At 59.2% G+C, this 15,742-nt stretch carries 15 protein-coding genes and 2 pseudogenes; 5 read left to right on the plus strand and 12 right to left on the minus strand.

Features of this window, described 5'->3' with window-relative positions; genetic code table 11:
• Positions 1–82 precede the first annotated feature (82 nt).
• Entirely contained in the window at positions 83–433 is a 351-nt protein-coding gene (locus QCE48_RS31065; RefSeq protein WP_309794435.1) for a hypothetical protein, read from the minus strand.
• Between the two features lie 236 nt (positions 434–669).
• The gene (locus QCE48_RS31070) at positions 670–1,215 is read right to left on the minus strand and encodes a DUF2726 domain-containing protein (RefSeq protein WP_309788749.1); all 546 of its coding nucleotides are present in this window, start codon (positions 1,213–1,215) and stop codon (positions 670–672) included.
• Positions 1,216–1,288: 73 nt separating this feature from the next.
• Between QCE48_RS31070 and QCE48_RS31075 the strand changes: the two genes are divergently transcribed.
• Complete coding sequence (locus tag QCE48_RS31075; protein WP_309788747.1) at positions 1,289–1,744, plus strand: antitoxin Xre/MbcA/ParS toxin-binding domain-containing protein; 456 nt, start codon at positions 1,289–1,291, stop codon at positions 1,742–1,744.
• Positions 1,741–2,208 (plus strand): RES family NAD+ phosphorylase, encoded by a 468-nt coding sequence (locus QCE48_RS31080; protein WP_309788746.1) that lies wholly within the window; start codon positions 1,741–1,743, stop codon positions 2,206–2,208. The genes QCE48_RS31075 and QCE48_RS31080 overlap by 4 nt, the downstream gene beginning before the upstream one ends.
• Positions 2,209–4,141: 1,933 nt before the next feature.
• Here QCE48_RS31080 and QCE48_RS31085 read toward each other — a convergent pair.
• The 7 genes and pseudogenes from QCE48_RS31085 to QCE48_RS31115 all read right to left on the minus strand — a co-directional run bounded on the left by QCE48_RS31085 (position 4,142) and on the right by QCE48_RS31115 (position 10,771).
• Positions 4,142–4,942, minus strand: a complete 801-nt coding sequence (locus QCE48_RS31085) for a PhzF family phenazine biosynthesis protein (protein ID WP_309788745.1) — start codon at positions 4,940–4,942, stop codon at positions 4,142–4,144.
• A gap of 484 nt (positions 4,943–5,426) precedes the next feature.
• Entirely contained in the window at positions 5,427–6,197 is a 771-nt protein-coding gene (locus QCE48_RS31090) for an alpha/beta hydrolase (protein WP_309788743.1), read from the minus strand.
• Between the two features lie 81 nt (positions 6,198–6,278).
• Complete coding sequence (locus QCE48_RS31095; protein WP_309788742.1) at positions 6,279–7,682, minus strand: NAD-dependent succinate-semialdehyde dehydrogenase; 1,404 nt, start codon at positions 7,680–7,682, stop codon at positions 6,279–6,281.
• A 98-nt stretch (positions 7,683–7,780) separates the two neighbouring features.
• Positions 7,781–8,518, minus strand: a complete 738-nt coding sequence (locus tag QCE48_RS31100; RefSeq protein ID WP_309794438.1) for a helix-turn-helix transcriptional regulator — start codon at positions 8,516–8,518, stop codon at positions 7,781–7,783.
• 448 nt (positions 8,519–8,966) lie between these two features.
• Positions 8,967–10,124 carry an alkene reductase gene (locus QCE48_RS31105; protein WP_309788741.1) on the minus strand — a complete coding sequence of 386 codons (1,158 nt, stop codon included), beginning with the start codon at positions 10,122–10,124 and terminating at the stop codon, positions 8,967–8,969.
• A 58-nt stretch (positions 10,125–10,182) separates the two neighbouring features.
• A pseudogene (locus tag QCE48_RS31110) lies at positions 10,183–10,317 on the minus strand (type 1 glutamine amidotransferase domain-containing protein); the annotation flags it as partial.
• A 148-nt stretch (positions 10,318–10,465) separates the two neighbouring features.
• Positions 10,466–10,771: a DUF4148 domain-containing protein gene (locus QCE48_RS31115; protein ID WP_309788740.1), complete on the minus strand. Its 306-nt coding sequence runs from the start codon at positions 10,769–10,771 to the stop codon at positions 10,466–10,468.
• Positions 10,772–10,931: 160 nt separating this feature from the next.
• Between QCE48_RS31115 and QCE48_RS32040 the strand changes: the two are divergent.
• Positions 10,932–11,023: pseudogene (locus QCE48_RS32040) on the plus strand (5'/3'-nucleotidase SurE); the annotation flags it as partial.
• A 280-nt stretch (positions 11,024–11,303) separates the two neighbouring features.
• Positions 11,304–12,734, plus strand: coding sequence for an IS1182 family transposase (locus tag QCE48_RS31120; protein ID WP_309788739.1), 1,431 nt, complete (start codon positions 11,304–11,306; stop codon positions 12,732–12,734).
• A gap of 163 nt (positions 12,735–12,897) precedes the next feature.
• Here the strand turns inward: QCE48_RS31120 and QCE48_RS31125 are convergent, their stop codons facing one another.
• From QCE48_RS31125 to QCE48_RS31135, 3 genes are all read right to left on the minus strand, one after another.
• Complete coding sequence (locus QCE48_RS31125; protein WP_309788738.1) at positions 12,898–13,830, minus strand: tyrosine-type recombinase/integrase; 933 nt, start codon at positions 13,828–13,830, stop codon at positions 12,898–12,900.
• A 47-nt stretch (positions 13,831–13,877) separates the two neighbouring features.
• On the minus strand, positions 13,878–14,576 hold the full coding sequence (locus QCE48_RS31130) for a nucleoside 2-deoxyribosyltransferase (RefSeq protein WP_404983453.1): 699 nt from the start codon (positions 14,574–14,576) through the stop codon (positions 13,878–13,880).
• A 97-nt stretch (positions 14,577–14,673) separates the two neighbouring features.
• A complete protein-coding gene (locus tag QCE48_RS31135) occupies positions 14,674–15,075 on the minus strand; it encodes a hypothetical protein (protein WP_309788737.1) in 402 nt (133 codons plus the stop codon).
• Between the two features lie 189 nt (positions 15,076–15,264).
• Here QCE48_RS31135 and QCE48_RS31140 point away from each other — a divergent pair, with 189 nt between their 5' ends.
• The gene (locus tag QCE48_RS31140; RefSeq protein WP_309788970.1) at positions 15,265–15,468 is read left to right on the plus strand and encodes a cold-shock protein; all 204 of its coding nucleotides are present in this window, start codon (positions 15,265–15,267) and stop codon (positions 15,466–15,468) included.
• Positions 15,469–15,742 lie beyond the last annotated feature (274 nt).

A 15,742-nucleotide genomic window follows, 5' to 3' on the forward strand; every position in this document is an offset into this window, starting at 1 on the left:
ATTCGCCATTCGAGGTCTTCGCCGCGACCCTCGCATCAGCAAGTCAACCTCAAAGCTCTAAACATTAACCCCGGTTTGCGCTTCACACTTGAAACCGCCCAGCGATTGCGCCAGCAGCCGCGAAAAAAAGCAGCGTCGCGCGCATGCGCGCGTCGGGCGACTGATCCCTAAGGAAAATCAACATGGAGGCAAACGCGAGTGCGACGAGCAACGACATGAACACCATTGATCCGTTATCGACTGCGCGATGCAGCGAAGCTGCTGGTGGCTCTCCGCGCCGCTTGAGGCGAAGGTTGTTGGCGACGACGAGGGGCTTGAGCGCCCACACCGCCGAAAAGGCACCGAAGCCAATGCCAATCAGCGCAATACAGGTGATGGAGAACGCGGCGGACGCTAGGAAGAAAGCATCGCCGAGCCGCAGACCCTCGGGCACGATCCTTTCGAAGTAGCAGTAGGCGACCAGGATAAGGCCGCCGAGCAGGAGGACCGCTTTCTTGCGGCGGTGAATGCAGCTTGAATAAAGTCGATGAGCGACTTGATCGCGTCGACGGGATCTTTCTTTTTGGTTCCATGTGATACCTCGCGTGGGTGACGATAGCGACGCGGATTCATTCGCGTCATTAACCAGCCTATCGAGCCCCGCGAGAAGTCAAGGAACTAACGCCGGCGTCAGACCCCCGCGAAAAGAGATGAGCCTGTGGTCGAGCTGCCGACGGTTTCGGTCGGGTAAAGCGTTGCACGGATACGCTGCTCGTCGGTCTTTGCTTTAGATTCGAAGCGGATCGTCCGGATGCCAGCGCTCGTCAAATATGCGTCGCGTACTGCGTCCCGAGCAGCATCATGGGTCCGATCATCGAGCTCAATGATGGCAAGCAGAGTTAGGCCCTTGTCGTACACCGCGAAGTCCACGCGTTTCTGTGAGATGCGGCGCAAATCAACCATCCTCTGCTTGCCGGTAGCGCTCGGTTGGATGATCGCGGACATCGCGACTTGCGGGAAGATGCACGTCTCGGGCAGCGCGCGACGGAGTCGCCCGAAGAATTCCTTCTCGTTGGGTGTGAGCAGCGGCACTGCTTTGTATTTCGGCTTCGAGGCGACTGCCTTGCTCGCGATTACGACAATGAGCGCGACTAGCAAGCGGTCTGATCGCAGCACACTGGTCGCGCATGCGAGAGCGCGCAACCCAGGGCCGTCAGGCCGGGTACTTTTGCTCATTTTATAGACACCTTGACACCGAATGGGCAAATTGCCATAATGGGCATATGGCCATACCCATTTGGAGACTGTGATGCCCGCGATTCGATCCTCGCCTAACAAGGCCACGCCAAGCGGCGCACGCGATTCGCGACTGGCCGCGTTTATTCAACTCGACCCGATAGCGCAAAGCCGCGAGATCCGGCTAGGCCTGGAGCCGAACATCATCGGTCTTGTCGCTTCTGAGGTCTTGAACACCAGCATCCAATCTTTGCTTGCAAGCCTGCGTATTCCGTCGAGCACTGTGACGCGGAAACTTGCCGCTGGCGACCGCCTGAGTAGTGGAGAGTCTGATCGCGTGTCGAGAGTCATCCTGATCCATGCACACGCGGCTGACGTATTTGAAAGCGGTGAGCTTGCTGCAAAATGGATGCAGACTCCCCACGCGGAATTGGGCGGCGAAAGTCCCGTCTCGATGCTAGACACGCAGGCCGGGTACGATGAAGTGCAGAGAATCCTCCAGCGGATTGAGTTCGGCGTCGGTGTATGAGGCTCTTCCGTTTAGCCAAGAATAAGCCCGGAAAATATCGCGCTGACGATCTGAGCGGCAATGGCGCTGCAATAGCTGGCGGACGCTGGAATCCGGCCGGAATGCCCGCCCTGTACACAAGTCTAAATGCGGCAACGGCGGTCCTTGAAGTGCGTGTGCATGCGTCGGGCATTCCTCCGGCTGGAAACCTCTTTCTCGTGGAGCTAGAAATCCCCGATCACCTGGTCGACAAAGGCTATGAACCAGTTCTGCCCGCAGACTGGGCCACGTTGCCAATACCTGCGTCGACCGTTGACGTCGGCCGCCATTGGCTTATGGAAGGAACGTCGGTCGCGATGAAAGTCCCTTCTGTAGTGTGTCCGGCTGACTGGAACCTTATCCTCAACCCTCTTCACAGCGACTACCGCGAACTGAAAGTCATTCGTCAAGAGGCGTTTGGGCTCGATCCGCGACTGTTTTGCTGAACGCACTGGAAAACACGACGATGCGAAAGACAACGATTTTGCTCCGCGCTTAAACAGAAAAGCGCTATGGACAACCGCGACGCTTACGCCCGACTCGTCAAGGAGCTAGGACACCTTTTGGTTGACCATATCGAGCGGCATCACCCAGAGGCTTCGCGGTTTGCGGCCATCAAAGCGTTGGGCGCGACAGCGAAGGCGCTAGCGATGATGTATGGGCCGTCCATCGTCCCGCCCAAGAGCCACGAGGAGCAACTAGAGTGAGCGTATCGGATCTTGCAGGCCGGCTTCGCTGAATACGCCGATGTGACGGCGAAGCGTCCCCCGAAGCGATAGGACTCAGAATTCGCACGCACTGCCTGCATCCGGACGGAACTGGCGCGATCATCGAGGCAACACTGGACACCACTAGACATCGCCATCCTCCATCCGACGCGCTGCTTTGCTGCGGTCTTCCAGATAGCGATGTGTATCCTTTGCCCATACTGCGAGTTCAGGCATTGTGTGAGCGTACCAGCGCTCGAGGGCGGTAAGGTACGGTTCTACGAATGAACTAAATGATCCGGACCAGAAGCTGGGGACCAAGCGTGCGCCGAGCGCGGCACGGAATGTAGACTCGGAACCATACCGGTTGGCGAGCGCTTCCATTGCAGAGTGCCATTTGATTTCACCAGATGGATCGTTGTGAAAGACTGGGCGGCCTCAAATCTGAAGTGCAACACCATTTCGTATAAGGTGTTGCGATGCATGAAAGAACTCCGTACCAGCAACTTCAACCTGAAGAGCGAATCTCTCAGAAAACCATCTCCGAAGCGGAGCGTGCTGGAACCAGAACTCGATCAAAACTGGCAGATGTCTGCGCCCAGAATCTCAACGACACTTTTCCGATAACGGCTTTTGACGCCGACAGCGGACTACCGTATAAACAAGCACATCATTTCGCTTCTCGACTTCGCTTTGGTCAAGCGCTTGGCCCGCGGAGTTACCGCCTACGGTTGGAACTGGATTGTTTGGGTCGTAGGTGAGAATGTCCGGCGCACCTAACGCCGAATAGTTCTCAAGCAGAACGCCGTACCCCAGTCGAAGTGTTCGCCTTTCCGCCACTGCTAAGCGCAAGGGATTCGTACCGCCTACCGGGAACCGGGAACGCCGATGTCTTCAGCACAAAATTGTCGCGTTGGGTTCCAGAGTCCGGAGGGACTAATACCGTCAATTGGACTTTGGGTTCGCTGTCGACAGAGTTAGCCCCCTTCGCGTATTTGTTCATCCACTTCACGTCTAGCGCCGAGGCCCGGGAAACACATCTTCTGTCTTTTCGCGTGAGCGAGAGAAATCTAGAACAGCTCAAGACGTTTCGTCGCTGGTTATGGGAGAAGGCTGGACTTGGAAGCGATCCGGTGCTTTCTTGATTATTGATTGAAAAGTCTGCGGTAGATCTGCGTCGCATTTCGGTCATCGACGTGGGCGGGCGTGGTGAAAAGTCACGGAAGCGGCGAGCTTGCTCAGCGACGTCGCGTGATCGGCGGGGGGCAATAGACGTGTGGATTTCGCGCCTATTTAGGTGCGCGGCCCCAAGCGCAACGACATGCAACGGCTGTCGTCAACCTTCTGCGGTGCCGCGTACGTTTCACCCCGACCGTTGCCATTTTGAACAAGATCGGTGCCGCAGCAGCGGAATTAACTCTCGACAATCGCATAGAAAGCGCAGACAAAGCAGGACCGCTGGATCGGCCGCGTCGTTCACTGACTGCAACGGCTGAGGCCCCAAAATTGCGCACCGACGAGTGGCTGTTGTCTGTTTGGGAGCCGTCTTGGCCGCCGCGCTGGGTCGACCGGCCGTTTCGGGTCGCTATGAAGAGGTATATATAGCGACCCACTTCCGCCCTTCGACCTACCTTGACTGCAACGGCCGCTTCCAAGGGACAACGGTCACGTTCTACGCTTCCGGGATTTCAATCGTCCCTTCCAGATATTGAACAGCCCGACCAGAGATATACACCGCGTCGTCTTGTACACGACAGTAAAGTAACCCGCTTCGACGTGACACCTGCATGGCGACCAGTTCTGATCTGCCCAAACGCTCGGACCATAATGGCGCAAGCGCCGCGTGAATCGATCCGGTCACTGGGTCTTCATCGCCGCCATTCGCCGGCCAAAAGTAGCGGGAAACAAAATCGTGATTATCGCCCCGTGCTGTCACGACGACATCGAGCGGACCAAGTGCCGACAGCAGATCAAGTGCGGGCACCACAGATCGCACCTCTTGTTCTGTTCCGTAAATGGCGACATAGGCTTGCTGGCTTATCAGCACTTCTTGAGGCTGTATCGAAAGCCCCTGTAGCAAGTTTCCGGGTATTTTGTTCAATCTTTCAGGTCGGCGCTGCGGGAAGCTCATCTCAATCAAGCCGTCATGTTTATGGCGAACGGTAAGCCGACCAACCGATTTCCCAACAAACTCGATCACTTCCAAATCTTTACATCGCATAAAGATCGCATATGCACTTGCCAGTGTGGCATGTCCACAAAATGCGATCTCAGTCAGCGGTGAAAACCAGCGGATGTCGAATGCGCCGTCGGCATTTTTCACGAAGAATGCAGTCTCGGACACATTGTTCTCAGCGGCTATTGCCTGCATCAAACTGTCGGGCAACCAGCGATCGAGGGGCACTACGGCAGCGTAGTTGCCCATAAATACCTGATCTGTAAATGCGTCAATCTGATAGATCGGCAGTTTCATGAAATGTGCGCCCGTTCAACAGAGGAAGTTAGCCAGCGGTTTGCAATGGCATTCGCTAATACGATATCAACCCGTGACACTGACGGACATGTACAGTTTGCGATGCTTGGCGTCAGAAGTGATCTTTCGCCCGCAACCTTGCAGGACCCTTGATTTGATCCAAACCTACCTGACCGAAGTTCGGGAAATCACTCTGTCAATTGGAACGGCAGCTTACCTGGATGCAGCCGACGTCTGAGTGTCCAAATGGCCGCGGGATCGAATGACTCCGATTGGCCGGTTGCCGAAGATCGCTCGCGACGCGCACGCATCTCCGGCGACTTCGGCTCTAACGTTCGGACCCGACTCCTATCTGCCATTCGACGCCCGACGGCCGGCGTCTCTTGATAGAAGAGAAGCGGTCGTCGGCCAGCCGCTGCGTCCTGGCACGCGGCTCGTCCAGCATACCCAGCATACCTACGCACCGGTAGCCGGCCCGATCCGCTCAGCGGCTGCCCGTTGCAGTCGCCGCCCGCTCGATCACCCGGGCGACTTCTGCCGGATGCGACAGATAGGCGACATGGCTCGACGGAACCTCCACGACTGTGCTCTTCGCGCGGCTCGCCATCCAACGTTCGAGATCGGGATTCACGGTTCGGTCCTGAGTCGCCACGACGGCCCAGCTCGGCTTCGTTTTCCAGGCCGGCTGGCTCACTGACGCGGTGAACGACTCATGCGCCGGCATGACCTGCGAACTCGCCATGAATGCGGCCTCCGCAGCGGGTACATCAGCAGCGAAGTCGGCTCTGAAGTGCTCTGCGTCGAAGTAGAGGTGGCCATCGTTGGTTGCCTTGATGGCTTTTGTCGCGGCCGGCATTTTCGTCGTCAGGTCCTTGAGGTTTTCGCCAACGTGCGGTTCGAACGCGGCGATGTAGACGAGACCCGTCACGCGCGAACTGTTGCCCGCCTCGGTAATCACCGCTCCGCCATAACTATGGCCGACGAGGATTGTCGGGCCGTTCTGCGCATCGACGATACGCGTAGTCGCGGCGACGTCTTCCTTGAACGACGTCTCCGGCTCCTGAACCACCGAGACTTTATAGCCGTCCCGCGTGAGGATTTTTGACACGGCTTGCCAGCCCGAGCCGTCGGCGAAATAGCCGTGAACTAGGACGATGTTCTTGACAGGTGCGGCTTCGGCGAGCTGCGTAGCGAATGCGCTGGCGCCAATGGTCAAGGCTGCGACAAAACGGCGAATGTTGTTGATGGTTTTCATTTTCGACTCCAGAAGTCAACGCGAATCTTTTGGATGTCTTAACGATACGCGAGGTGATCGGGCGAACGGGGGAACGTCGGATCAATCGACGCTCTTGGCCCACACCGCCTGTGCGTTGGTGAACTCGCGCAGACCGAAGTGCGACAGTTCACGGCCGTATCCGCTCTTCTTGACCCCGCCCACCGGAATGCGCGGATTCGAAGCGGAGAAGGCGTTAATAAAGACGCCGCCCGTTTCGAGCCGGCGCGCGATTCGCCGCGCACGGGCGACGTCGCTGGTCCACAGGCTGCCGCCGAGACCGTAGTCGCTCGCGTTGGCGAGTTCAATGGCGTGCTCGGCGTCGTCGGCTACGGTGATCGCGGCGACCGGGCCAAAGGTTTCTTCGTCGAAAGCAGCCATGCCGGGGGCGACATCCGCGAGCACGGTCGGCTCGTAGTAATTCCCGGCGCCTTCCACCTTGCTACCTCCGAGCAGCAGCGTCGCGCCTGCTTCGATTGTGCGTTGCACCTGGCCGTGCAGTTCGTCGCGCAAGTCGGCGCGCGCCATCGGCCCGATGGTGCTTGCCGGATCGTGCGGATCGCCCGCCACGACCTGACGCGCGGCGGCCACGAACTTGCGCGTGAACTCTTCTGCAACGGGCCGCTCGACAATGAACCGCTTCGCCGCGAGACAAACCTGGCCGGCGTTCTGAAAGCGAGCCTCGATGGCCGCTTTCACGGCCAGGTCGATGTTCGCATCGGCCAATACGATGAAGGCGTCGGCGCCGCCGAGTTCCAGCAGCGTCTTCTTCAACGCGCGGCCCGCCGTGGATGCGACGGCGGACCCGGCCCGCATGCTGCCGGTCAGCGTGACGGCGGCAACGCGCGGATCTTCTATCACATGGGCCACGGTCTCATTATCGGAATTCAGGTTGGCGAACAGCCCGATCGGAAAGCCGGCGGCTTCATAGGCGTCTTGCAACGCGTACGCCGAGCCCATCACATTGGCTGCATGTTTGAGAATGAAGCCGTTGCCCGAGAGCATGATCGGACCCGATGCCCGAATCACTTGCCACAGCGGGAAATTCCACGGCATCACGGCAAGAATGGAGCCGATCGGCAGATAGGAAACATGCACCTGATCGTCGCCTTCGACGGGCGCGGGTTCGTCCACGAGGAAAGCGGGACCATGCTCTGCGATCCAGTCTATCGCGCTGGCGCACTTGGCAATTTCAACTCGCGAGGCGGCGAGCGTCTTGCCCATCTCCTGAGTAATCAACGCGGCCAACGCTTCCGAGCGCTCGCGCAACGTCGCGGCCAGGCGGCGGTAGGTTGCCACGCGCACAGCCATGGGCGTCGCGCGCCACAGCCGGTAGGCCGCGGCGTTGTCCTCCAGCATGCGCTCGACTTCGTCGGCGGTCTGAAACGGATAGTGCGCGATGAACTCGCCGGTAGCGGGATTGCGCGACGTTGCGCCGATGGCGGTCGGAAGGTTCAGGTTCGACATGTTTGCCTCGATTGAGTGAAGTGACGAGCAGCGGGAAAGTTGCTGCAGTGGTGCCACTCTATGCAAACCGGGGCGGGTCAAGAAGGCGTCTTGTGATCCTATGAGTCGGACTCACTGGCAGAGTGCCGGGGAATGTAAGTCACGAGCGACAGGTCCGGTCTGCCGGTGGGCGTCAACGCAACGTAAGTGAATTCGATGTGGCCGCCAGCTGGATGACGAAGCCGTTTGTCGCCTTCATCGAAACCTTTGACCTCGGTGTCCTGCCACCAGTCGCTGAACTCGGGGCTCATTTCCGTGAGCTCGTCGATGAGGCTATCGAACGGCGCCTTGTCCGGCGCCTGCGCGCGCGCGGCGCGGAACGCGGAGATCATGCCGCGTGTCATCTGCTCCCAGTCGAGAATCAGTGTGCGATAGGGTTTGTAAAGAAACAGCAGGCGCAACGTGTTGCGCTCGTGCGGCTCCAGCGATCCATAGTCGACGAACAGGTCGGCAATGGCATCGTTCCACGCGAGAATGTCGAGCTGCGTGTTGCGGACATAGGCCGGAACGTTGATCGAGCGAACCAGTCGTTCGAGGCCTTCGGTGACGCCGCTGGCGGTTGCTACCTGCGAAAGCTCGCGCGATGAAAGCGCGAACAGATGTGCCGATTCCACGGCGTCAAGCTTGAGCACGCGCGAGGTTCTGCGCAGCGCATCGGCGGACGGTTGAATGTCGCGGCCCTGTTCCAGCCAGGTGTACCAGCTGACGCTGACGCCCGCGAGGACGGCGACCTCTTCGCGGCGCAGGCCGGGCGTACGGCGGGGGCCGTCGGGCAGGCCGAATTCGGCGGGTTGCAGGCGGCCGCGGCGGCTTGAAAGCTATGTCCAGAAGACCCTCTGCCGAGCAGCGACGCGAACTTGGCGCGTTTCTAGTGTCTCGGTTAACGGCGAATGGGCAGGCGAGCGGACGTGCCGGGCATCGTCGCGAGGCAGCTTACGATCAGCTAACAGACGGCCCGGGCATGCCTGGCTCGACCGGGAATGCGAACACTATCACGGCAAAATGTCCAGGTTGTACCACGGCGACTAGCGACGCTTCATACGAACGCGTCGAAACCGCTCTCGTATGAAGCGCCGCATTTGCGTGATGGCCACGCACAATGTCTTGCGCGTGGCCCTGTCGCTGGAAAGTGTGAGTCAGCGTTCGCTCAGAACTCCTGGCTCGTGGGACGAAGCAGGATCTCGTCGATGCCGACGTCGTCGGGCTGCCCGATCGCACAGGCGATGGCCCGCTTCGACTCCTTGCTCATGCGATCACCTCGTCTGCCTGAACGGATAACGATTCCGCGTAGGCCGGATAGTCCGTGAGTCCTTCGTCCCCCCCGCCATACAACGTTGCCGGATTCACGGCATTGAGCGGCCAGCCGTTCTCGATGCGCTCAGGCAGATCCGGGTTCGCGATGTACGGGCGGCGGAATGCAATCAGGTCCGCAAGGTTCGCCTCGATCAGGCGCGCGCCGCGCTCGGCCGTGTCGCGACCCGCGTAGATGATGCGGCCGCTGAACACCCGGCGGACTTCCTCACGAAACGCCGCCGGCAGATCGGGGGCGTTATCCCAGTCGGCTTCCGCTATTGACACATAGGCCGCACCGGCAGCTTCCAGCACCTTGGTTGCCTCGATATACGTGTGATGAGGATCGCCTTCGACGAGGCCGATGTACACGCGATCCTGATCGGTGCTCGTGAACAACGGCGTGAAGCGCACGCCCAGCCGTTCAGGCCCGACCACCGCGGCGACTGCCCCGACGATTTCGCGCAGAAAGCGCAAGCGGTTGTGCAGCGAGCCGCCGTACTCGTCCTCACGCCTGTTCGAGTGCGCCGAGATGAACTGATTCACGAGGTAGCCATTGGCCGCGTGAATCTCGACACCATCGAAGCCCGCACGCAGCGCGTTCTGCGCTGCCTTTGCGTAGAGGCCGACTAACTCGCCGATCTCGGCGACGCTCAACTCGCGTGGCACCGAAGGCTCGACCAGCGTGCCGCTGCCGGGACCGGTCTCGATGAACGCCTTGACCTTCTGTGCCGCGATCGGCGAAGGCGCAACCGGCGCTGCGCCGTAGGGCTGCAACGCGGTATGCGAGACGCGGCCCACATGCCACAACTGCGCGAAGATCACGCCGCCTTCGGCGTGCACCGCGTCGGTCACGCAAGCCCAGCCTTCGACCTGTTTGTCGCTGTAGATGCCGGGCGTCCACGCGTAGCCCTGACCGCGCGGTTCGATCTGCGTTCCTTCGCTGATCATGAAGCCCGCGCCAGCGCGCTGGCCGTAATAGAGCGCGCTCGATGCGGTCGGTATGTCGCCGGGCTGGGCGGCTCTCTGGCGCGTCAGCGGCGGCAGCACGATACGGTTGCGCAAGATGTGCCGCCCGAGCCTGAGCGGCGTGAAGAGTGACGGATATTCCATGTTCTTTTCGCTCCCGAATGGACCCAGGTCGCGCGTTGCGACGGGCGCGATCGAGTCGGCTGCGCGCGATCATGGCGATCCCCGCGTCCTTGAACGTGTAGTAAGGCGCCGCGAGTTCTTCCAGCCAGAAGCCGGTCTTGCGGCCGGTGTTGCCCAGTTGATCGTGCGAGGTCAAAACCATCAGTACTTTCATGTCGTTCTCCAATGCGTAATAGCTGAGTTGCGAATTGCCGGCAACGCTGTCATGACGACACGGCTATGTATTCAGTGCTTCGCCTCTGCAATCGGTTAGGGCGCAGCAGGTCCGTTCATTTCGTCATGACATCGTTTGCGGCGTTGAATCAACGGCCGGAATACAGAGACCGGACGCCGTGGGTCGCCGGTGCGCCACTGGCCGACGAACCGCTGCTTACACCGCCAAAGCCGCTCGCGGACTTTTCCTCCGCAGCCACACGTGCAGTGGCGGCCTCGATTTGCGCCGGATAGAACGCCTGATCGCCTTGACCAGCACGGTATCCAGCCTTCTGGAGTTGTACCAGCTCATGGCGAATCTGCGCACGGCTGACCTGGTCATTCGACTGAGCGAACGATGCTGCGGGGATGGCAAGGGCGGCGGCGACTGCAACAGCATTGAAGAGCGATTTCATGATTTCTTCCCAAGGTTGTCGTTGACTAAAGTGGCGAAGTAACTGTGCTTGCAGCAGCGAGACAGAAGCAAAGCTGCTGCAGTGGTGTCACTTTAAGCAAACGAAACCGAGGGAAGAAGGCGTCTTGTGATCCTATGAGTGAGGGTCACAGGCAGGCGCACATTTGATGAAGGCCGCACCACCCACGCTCACTTGTCGAGCATCAATCGCGGCGCGAACCTGGGCGTGGAGACAATGTTCTCCGGCAGCGTGTGTCGACACGCATCTCGTGTGACGCCGCTGCACCTCGACTGCACCGCCTTGCAGACCTCCGCGACACTTCAGGCCGGCCTGCAAGGAAACAGGTGTTAGGCTGGTAAAAATCAAAGCGCGACCACACGCACATTGCGGTAAGTGGCCGTTCAGTGACGCAAAGCAGACATCGGAAGTGCGGTCAGCAACTGCCGGTGAATGGCTCCTAATGGCCCAGACCGTGTCAAAACGCCATTTTGGCGCGGTAAAATAGCTCATCCGATAGCGAAGGATGAGCGAGATGAAGCGGTTCGTTCAAGGCGACAATCGTACACAAAGCTTTCTCCTCCCAGAAGCACTTGACGACTACGTGACGGACACCAACCCCGTGCGCGTAGTCGATGTTTTTGTAGAAGAGCTTGATCTTCATAAGCTGGGGTTTGAAGGTGTTGATCCGGCGTTGACGGGTCGGCCTTCGTATCATCCGGGGGTGATGCTCAAGATATACATCTACGGTTACCTGAACCGTATTCAATCCAGCCGTCGCCTTGAACGCGAGGCTCAGCGCAACGTCGAACTGATGTGGCTTACGGGCCGCCTCGCGCCGGACTTCAAGACCATTGCGCGGTTCCGTAAAGACAACGGCAAAGCGATCAGCAGCGTCTGTCGTCAGTTCGTCATGCTATGCCAGCGTCTGGACCTCTTCGCCGAAGCATTCGTTGCGATCGACGGCAGCAAGTTCAAGGCAGTGAACCACCGCGACCGCAACTTCACGAGCGCTAAACTCGAACGACGCATGCGCGACATCGAGTCAAGTATTGCTCGCTATCTCGAGGCGTTGGATACAGCGGATCGTCAAGAGCCTGCAATCGCGAAGGCCAGAACAGAGCGACTGCAGGACAAGATTGCAGCCTTGAAGAAACAGATGCGAAGCCTCAAAGAGATCGAGATCAAGTTAAACGAAGCACCGGACGGTCAGGTATCGCTCACGGATCCGGATGCCCGTTCTATGAAGACGCGAGGAACCGGAGTCGTCGGCTACAACGTCCAGACGGCGGTTGACACGAAGCATCATCTGATCGTCGCGCACGTGGTCACTAATGATGGCATTGATCGCGATCAGCTAACGTCCATGGCGAAGCTTGCCCGTGCAGAGATAGGCGTCGACAAGCTCACCGCAGTTGCAGACCGCGGCTACTATAAGAGCGAGGAGATACTCGCATGTCATAAGGCTGGAATAGAAGTGTTCGTTCCGAAGACAGTGACATCGAGCGCAACGGCTCACGGACGCTTCGGGAAGGAAGACTTCATTTACAACGCAAAGACCAACGAATATCGATGCCCAGCAGGCGAGCCGCTCATCTGGCGATTCTCAACCGTTGAGCGCGGGCTAAAGATCAGTAAGTACTGGAGTTCGAATTGCCAGCAGTGTTCGCTAAAAGGGGACTGCACGCCAGGCCCTCAACGTCGTGTAGCGCGCTGGGAGCACGAAGATGTTCTTGATGAGATGCAGGCACGACTCGATCATGCGCCCGAGATGATGCGCATCCGGCGACAGACTGTCGAGCACCCGTTCGGCACGATCAAGGCATGGATGGGCGCCACTCATTTCCTGACACGAACCATCGAGCGGGTGAGCACAGAGATGAGCTTGCACGTGCTGGCATACAACATAAAGCGGGTGATCAAACTACTCGGTTCCGAAGCGGTTATGAAAGCGATGCGGGCGTGAAGCCCATAGGGGTTGTTAAGCCTTCGCGATGAGTGCGGCTGTGATTTGACATTCGGTTTGCTGCAATCGACAAGCGGCGCCCGGCGCCGAGGCTGGTTTCGGCAATTCCCAGTGTCTACGCGTTTTGACACGGTCTGGGCCGATGCCGGCCGCATGCGCGACACTAAGCTTGTGCGTCGGACATCTCGTTAGCATCAACTGTTTGACGGAGGCGCGTAGCGGTGCGGTGGCTCGACAAGCCCATGAGGTTGCTTACTTGCCCGTTGGTTTTACATGCAATGATCTGTCGGCGACCGAACGTGTTCCGTAGCAAGCGTGGGCTCTCGTCGGCCGCGGTCAACCCCGCACCGCCCATCGCGGCTCGAACGCATTTCAACAAGGTGTCCGGCTGCATTGGCTTTCCCGAAGCGGTGGTGACGAACAGCCATTGCATCGTGCATTGGATGCTTCGGCGCGCGTGGTGGTAGTCGCACAGAATGTCGATCGCGAACGCCTCGATCGGCACGCGGCGCGCGGTGCGAGGCCCGTGCTTATCGACAAAGACGGTGGGGCGGTCATTGTCGACGTCCAGATCGTCGACTCGTAGTTGCCTAAGTTCGGCCGCCGTCACCCCCGACGCGAGGAACAGCGCAACGATCGCAGTGTTCCGCAGTTCCTTGAACGCCGCGCCTTCCGTCGACACGCATACCGCCTGTAATCGCGCATCCTCTTCCGACGACAGGTAGATCGGCCTTGGTTCGTCCTCTGGCCAGCTCTCGTTCACGAGCATCTGAGCGGCCGGATCGTCCGCACGTAACTCGATGTTGACAAGGTGGCGCGTGAACCGGTCAATCAGCTTGAGGTAGCGCAGGCGCGTCGTTGTGCCCGGCGCGCAGTCCTGCGCGAGGTTGGTGAAGAAGCCGTCGAGGTGGTCCGCTCCGTAGTTCGCCACATTCACACGGTGGGCAATCAGGTAGTCGTTGAACCGCGAGAACATCGAGCGGTGCTGAACGATCGACTGATCTGCGAACGCGCGGCGGTCGGCGCCGGTGGCTTCTTCACGTTGCCATTGCGCGTAGGCGTCCTCGGGTGCAGCAAGCCAAAGATCGTCAAGCATAAGAATCGATATACTGAAATTTGCCTACCCCAAACCCCACAGCGAAGCTAACGCTTCGCCAACCCCGCGCGCCCAAGAGAGGGGCAGCCCTCGTCGACCCCATTTTTGATGACATCGAGACAAGCAGCCGGCCCGCCGACGACGATCCGTGCAGAGCAAGCCAGCATCAGATTAACGCTCAGGCCGAAGTCCTCAATGAGATAGCCACCGGCACAGAAAGCGCCTTCGCTTTCAGTCGCTGCTTCCTCAACGCGCTGAGCGAGCGTCGCTTCGGTGGACCGATACGCCCACACCGGCTTGCCGAGCGCGACAGCGAAGCCGACTTCGAACGCGGTGCCGCTGTCTGGTTCGCCTGCACCACGAAAGTCGTCCAGGTTCGCCATCACGATATCGGCCGACCGGATCAATTCGATGTTCGCGGCATATATCCATCGCGCAGCGTCTTGCCGTCCAAGCGAGGATGGCACTTGCCCGTCGAGGGGATAGAGACCAACGAAGCCGCGATCGCGGCAGAGCTGCTTCAGATGCTCGCCATGTTCCTTCGCTTTGCGACGAAAGACGTCGAAACCTGCGAGGTAGACGAGCGGCTGATTCGCAGCGCGCTCGATAGGCAAGGGCGCCGGCGCGATCTTTCCGTCGCGCACTCGCCGTTTCAAGCGCGCGATCTGTCGTTTTACCGCTAGAACGCTTTTTCCCAGTTCTGCCGCCACATGTTCGGCGGAAAGCCCTCGGTCAAGCATCTCCATAACGCGTCGTTGTGATTGAGTCGGATTCCGCGCGGGCATTGGTTCGGGTAAATGTCTTCGAGAGTGACGTTTCTAGCATATGTGCTGACGCTCGGTGTCACAGCGCAGCCGATGCGCCTGTCAGCGGCAGCATGATAGGACGAGGACGCTGCTGCGCGGAGAACGGCGCGATGCATCGCGACGATGCCCTAGTTGCTGGATAGCTTCGACAACAAGATTTTTCGGCGTCAGCGAGCAGAACGCGGGCGTACTCGGAGATGAAAATATCGTCACCGTGATCCGCGCGCCCGAGAACCACAGGATGAAGGCGTCGGGCCTCAGCAGCGAATGCATCCCGCGCGTCCGCTTCCACGAACTTGACGTCAGCGACGATTTTCTCGGCTACATCGTGGATCTCGCCGACGCGCTTGCCGCCGTCGGTGAGGATAACCGCGGTGGCGTTGATGCCACGGCGAGTTTGTTTGAAGACGATGCTTGAGGCGTCGATTGTGAATGCCATTCGTTGGACTTCCGAAGTTCGGCCAAACAGGGATGCTTGGCTCGTTCCCTGAGCCTACTGGTGGGTGGCAGATGTCAAGTATCCGCCGTTGTCCATCTTCCCCCGATTGCCACGGCGATTTCGGCTGGTCAAAATAGCGTCTGGCGCCCGCTGGGCGGCGCCACTTTCACTTTTAGGGTCTTACGACAAATGGCAACAGGAACGGTCAAGTGGTTCAACGACGCGAAAGGCTTTGGCTTCATTACGCCGGACGCTGGTGGAGATGATCTCTTCGCACACTTTTCAGAGATTCATTCAAACGGCTTCAAGTCGCTCGCGGAAGGGCAGAAGGTGACCTTCGACGAAAAGATGGGCCCGAAAGGGAAACAGGCGTCGAACATCAAGCCCGCATAAGCGATCTTGCACCAAAGCGCCTCGATGCCAGTCATCGTCATTCTGCCGCTCGATAGGCGGCTTTTCGACGCTCAGCGGTCATCTGTCGGGTGAGCTGGCCGTCTACTGCAAGTACGACGATAAGTTGATCGAGCAGATTCGGTCGCCGTGACGGGCAAAAGCTTTGCACACTTCGGGCACTCAATTGCAGCTAGTGTTGACTTGGTTCCCGAAGCGCGTGCTGGTGCAGTGGACGGCAGTATTTGGCTGCACGACGATCGGCCGGCTGGCGCTT

The organism is Caballeronia sp. LZ024, from assembly GCF_031451455.1.
Lineage (GTDB): Bacteria > Pseudomonadota > Gammaproteobacteria > Burkholderiales > Burkholderiaceae > Caballeronia > Caballeronia telluris.

What these genes read in the sequence shown, in the direction of transcription:
- QCE48_RS31070 (WP_309788749.1), bottom strand. Translation starts at nt 1,215, where the DNA reads ATGAGCAAAAGTACCCGGCCTGACGGCCCTGGGTTGCGCGCTCTCGCA.
- QCE48_RS31075 (WP_309788747.1), top strand. Translation starts at nt 1,289, where the DNA reads ATGCCCGCGATTCGATCCTCGCCTAACAAGGCCACGCCAAGCGGCGCA.
- QCE48_RS31080 (WP_309788746.1), top strand. Translation starts at nt 1,741, where the DNA reads ATGAGGCTCTTCCGTTTAGCCAAGAATAAGCCCGGAAAATATCGCGCT.
- QCE48_RS31085 (WP_309788745.1), bottom strand. Translation starts at nt 4,942, where the DNA reads ATGAAACTGCCGATCTATCAGATTGACGCATTTACAGATCAGGTATTT.
- QCE48_RS31090 (WP_309788743.1), bottom strand. Translation starts at nt 6,197, where the DNA reads ATGAAAACCATCAACAACATTCGCCGTTTTGTCGCAGCCTTGACCATT.
- QCE48_RS31095 (WP_309788742.1), bottom strand. Translation starts at nt 7,682, where the DNA reads ATGTCGAACCTGAACCTTCCGACCGCCATCGGCGCAACGTCGCGCAAT.
- QCE48_RS31105 (WP_309788741.1), bottom strand. Translation starts at nt 10,124, where the DNA reads ATGGAATATCCGTCACTCTTCACGCCGCTCAGGCTCGGGCGGCACATC.
- QCE48_RS31115 (WP_309788740.1), bottom strand. Translation starts at nt 10,771, where the DNA reads ATGAAATCGCTCTTCAATGCTGTTGCAGTCGCCGCCGCCCTTGCCATC.
- QCE48_RS31120 (WP_309788739.1), top strand. Translation starts at nt 11,304, where the DNA reads ATGAAGCGGTTCGTTCAAGGCGACAATCGTACACAAAGCTTTCTCCTC.
- QCE48_RS31125 (WP_309788738.1), bottom strand. Translation starts at nt 13,830, where the DNA reads ATGCTTGACGATCTTTGGCTTGCTGCACCCGAGGACGCCTACGCGCAA.
- QCE48_RS31130 (WP_404983453.1), bottom strand. Translation starts at nt 14,576, where the DNA reads ATGGAGATGCTTGACCGAGGGCTTTCCGCCGAACATGTGGCGGCAGAA.
- QCE48_RS31135 (WP_309788737.1), bottom strand. Translation starts at nt 15,075, where the DNA reads ATGGCATTCACAATCGACGCCTCAAGCATCGTCTTCAAACAAACTCGC.
- QCE48_RS31140 (WP_309788970.1), top strand. Translation starts at nt 15,265, where the DNA reads ATGGCAACAGGAACGGTCAAGTGGTTCAACGACGCGAAAGGCTTTGGC.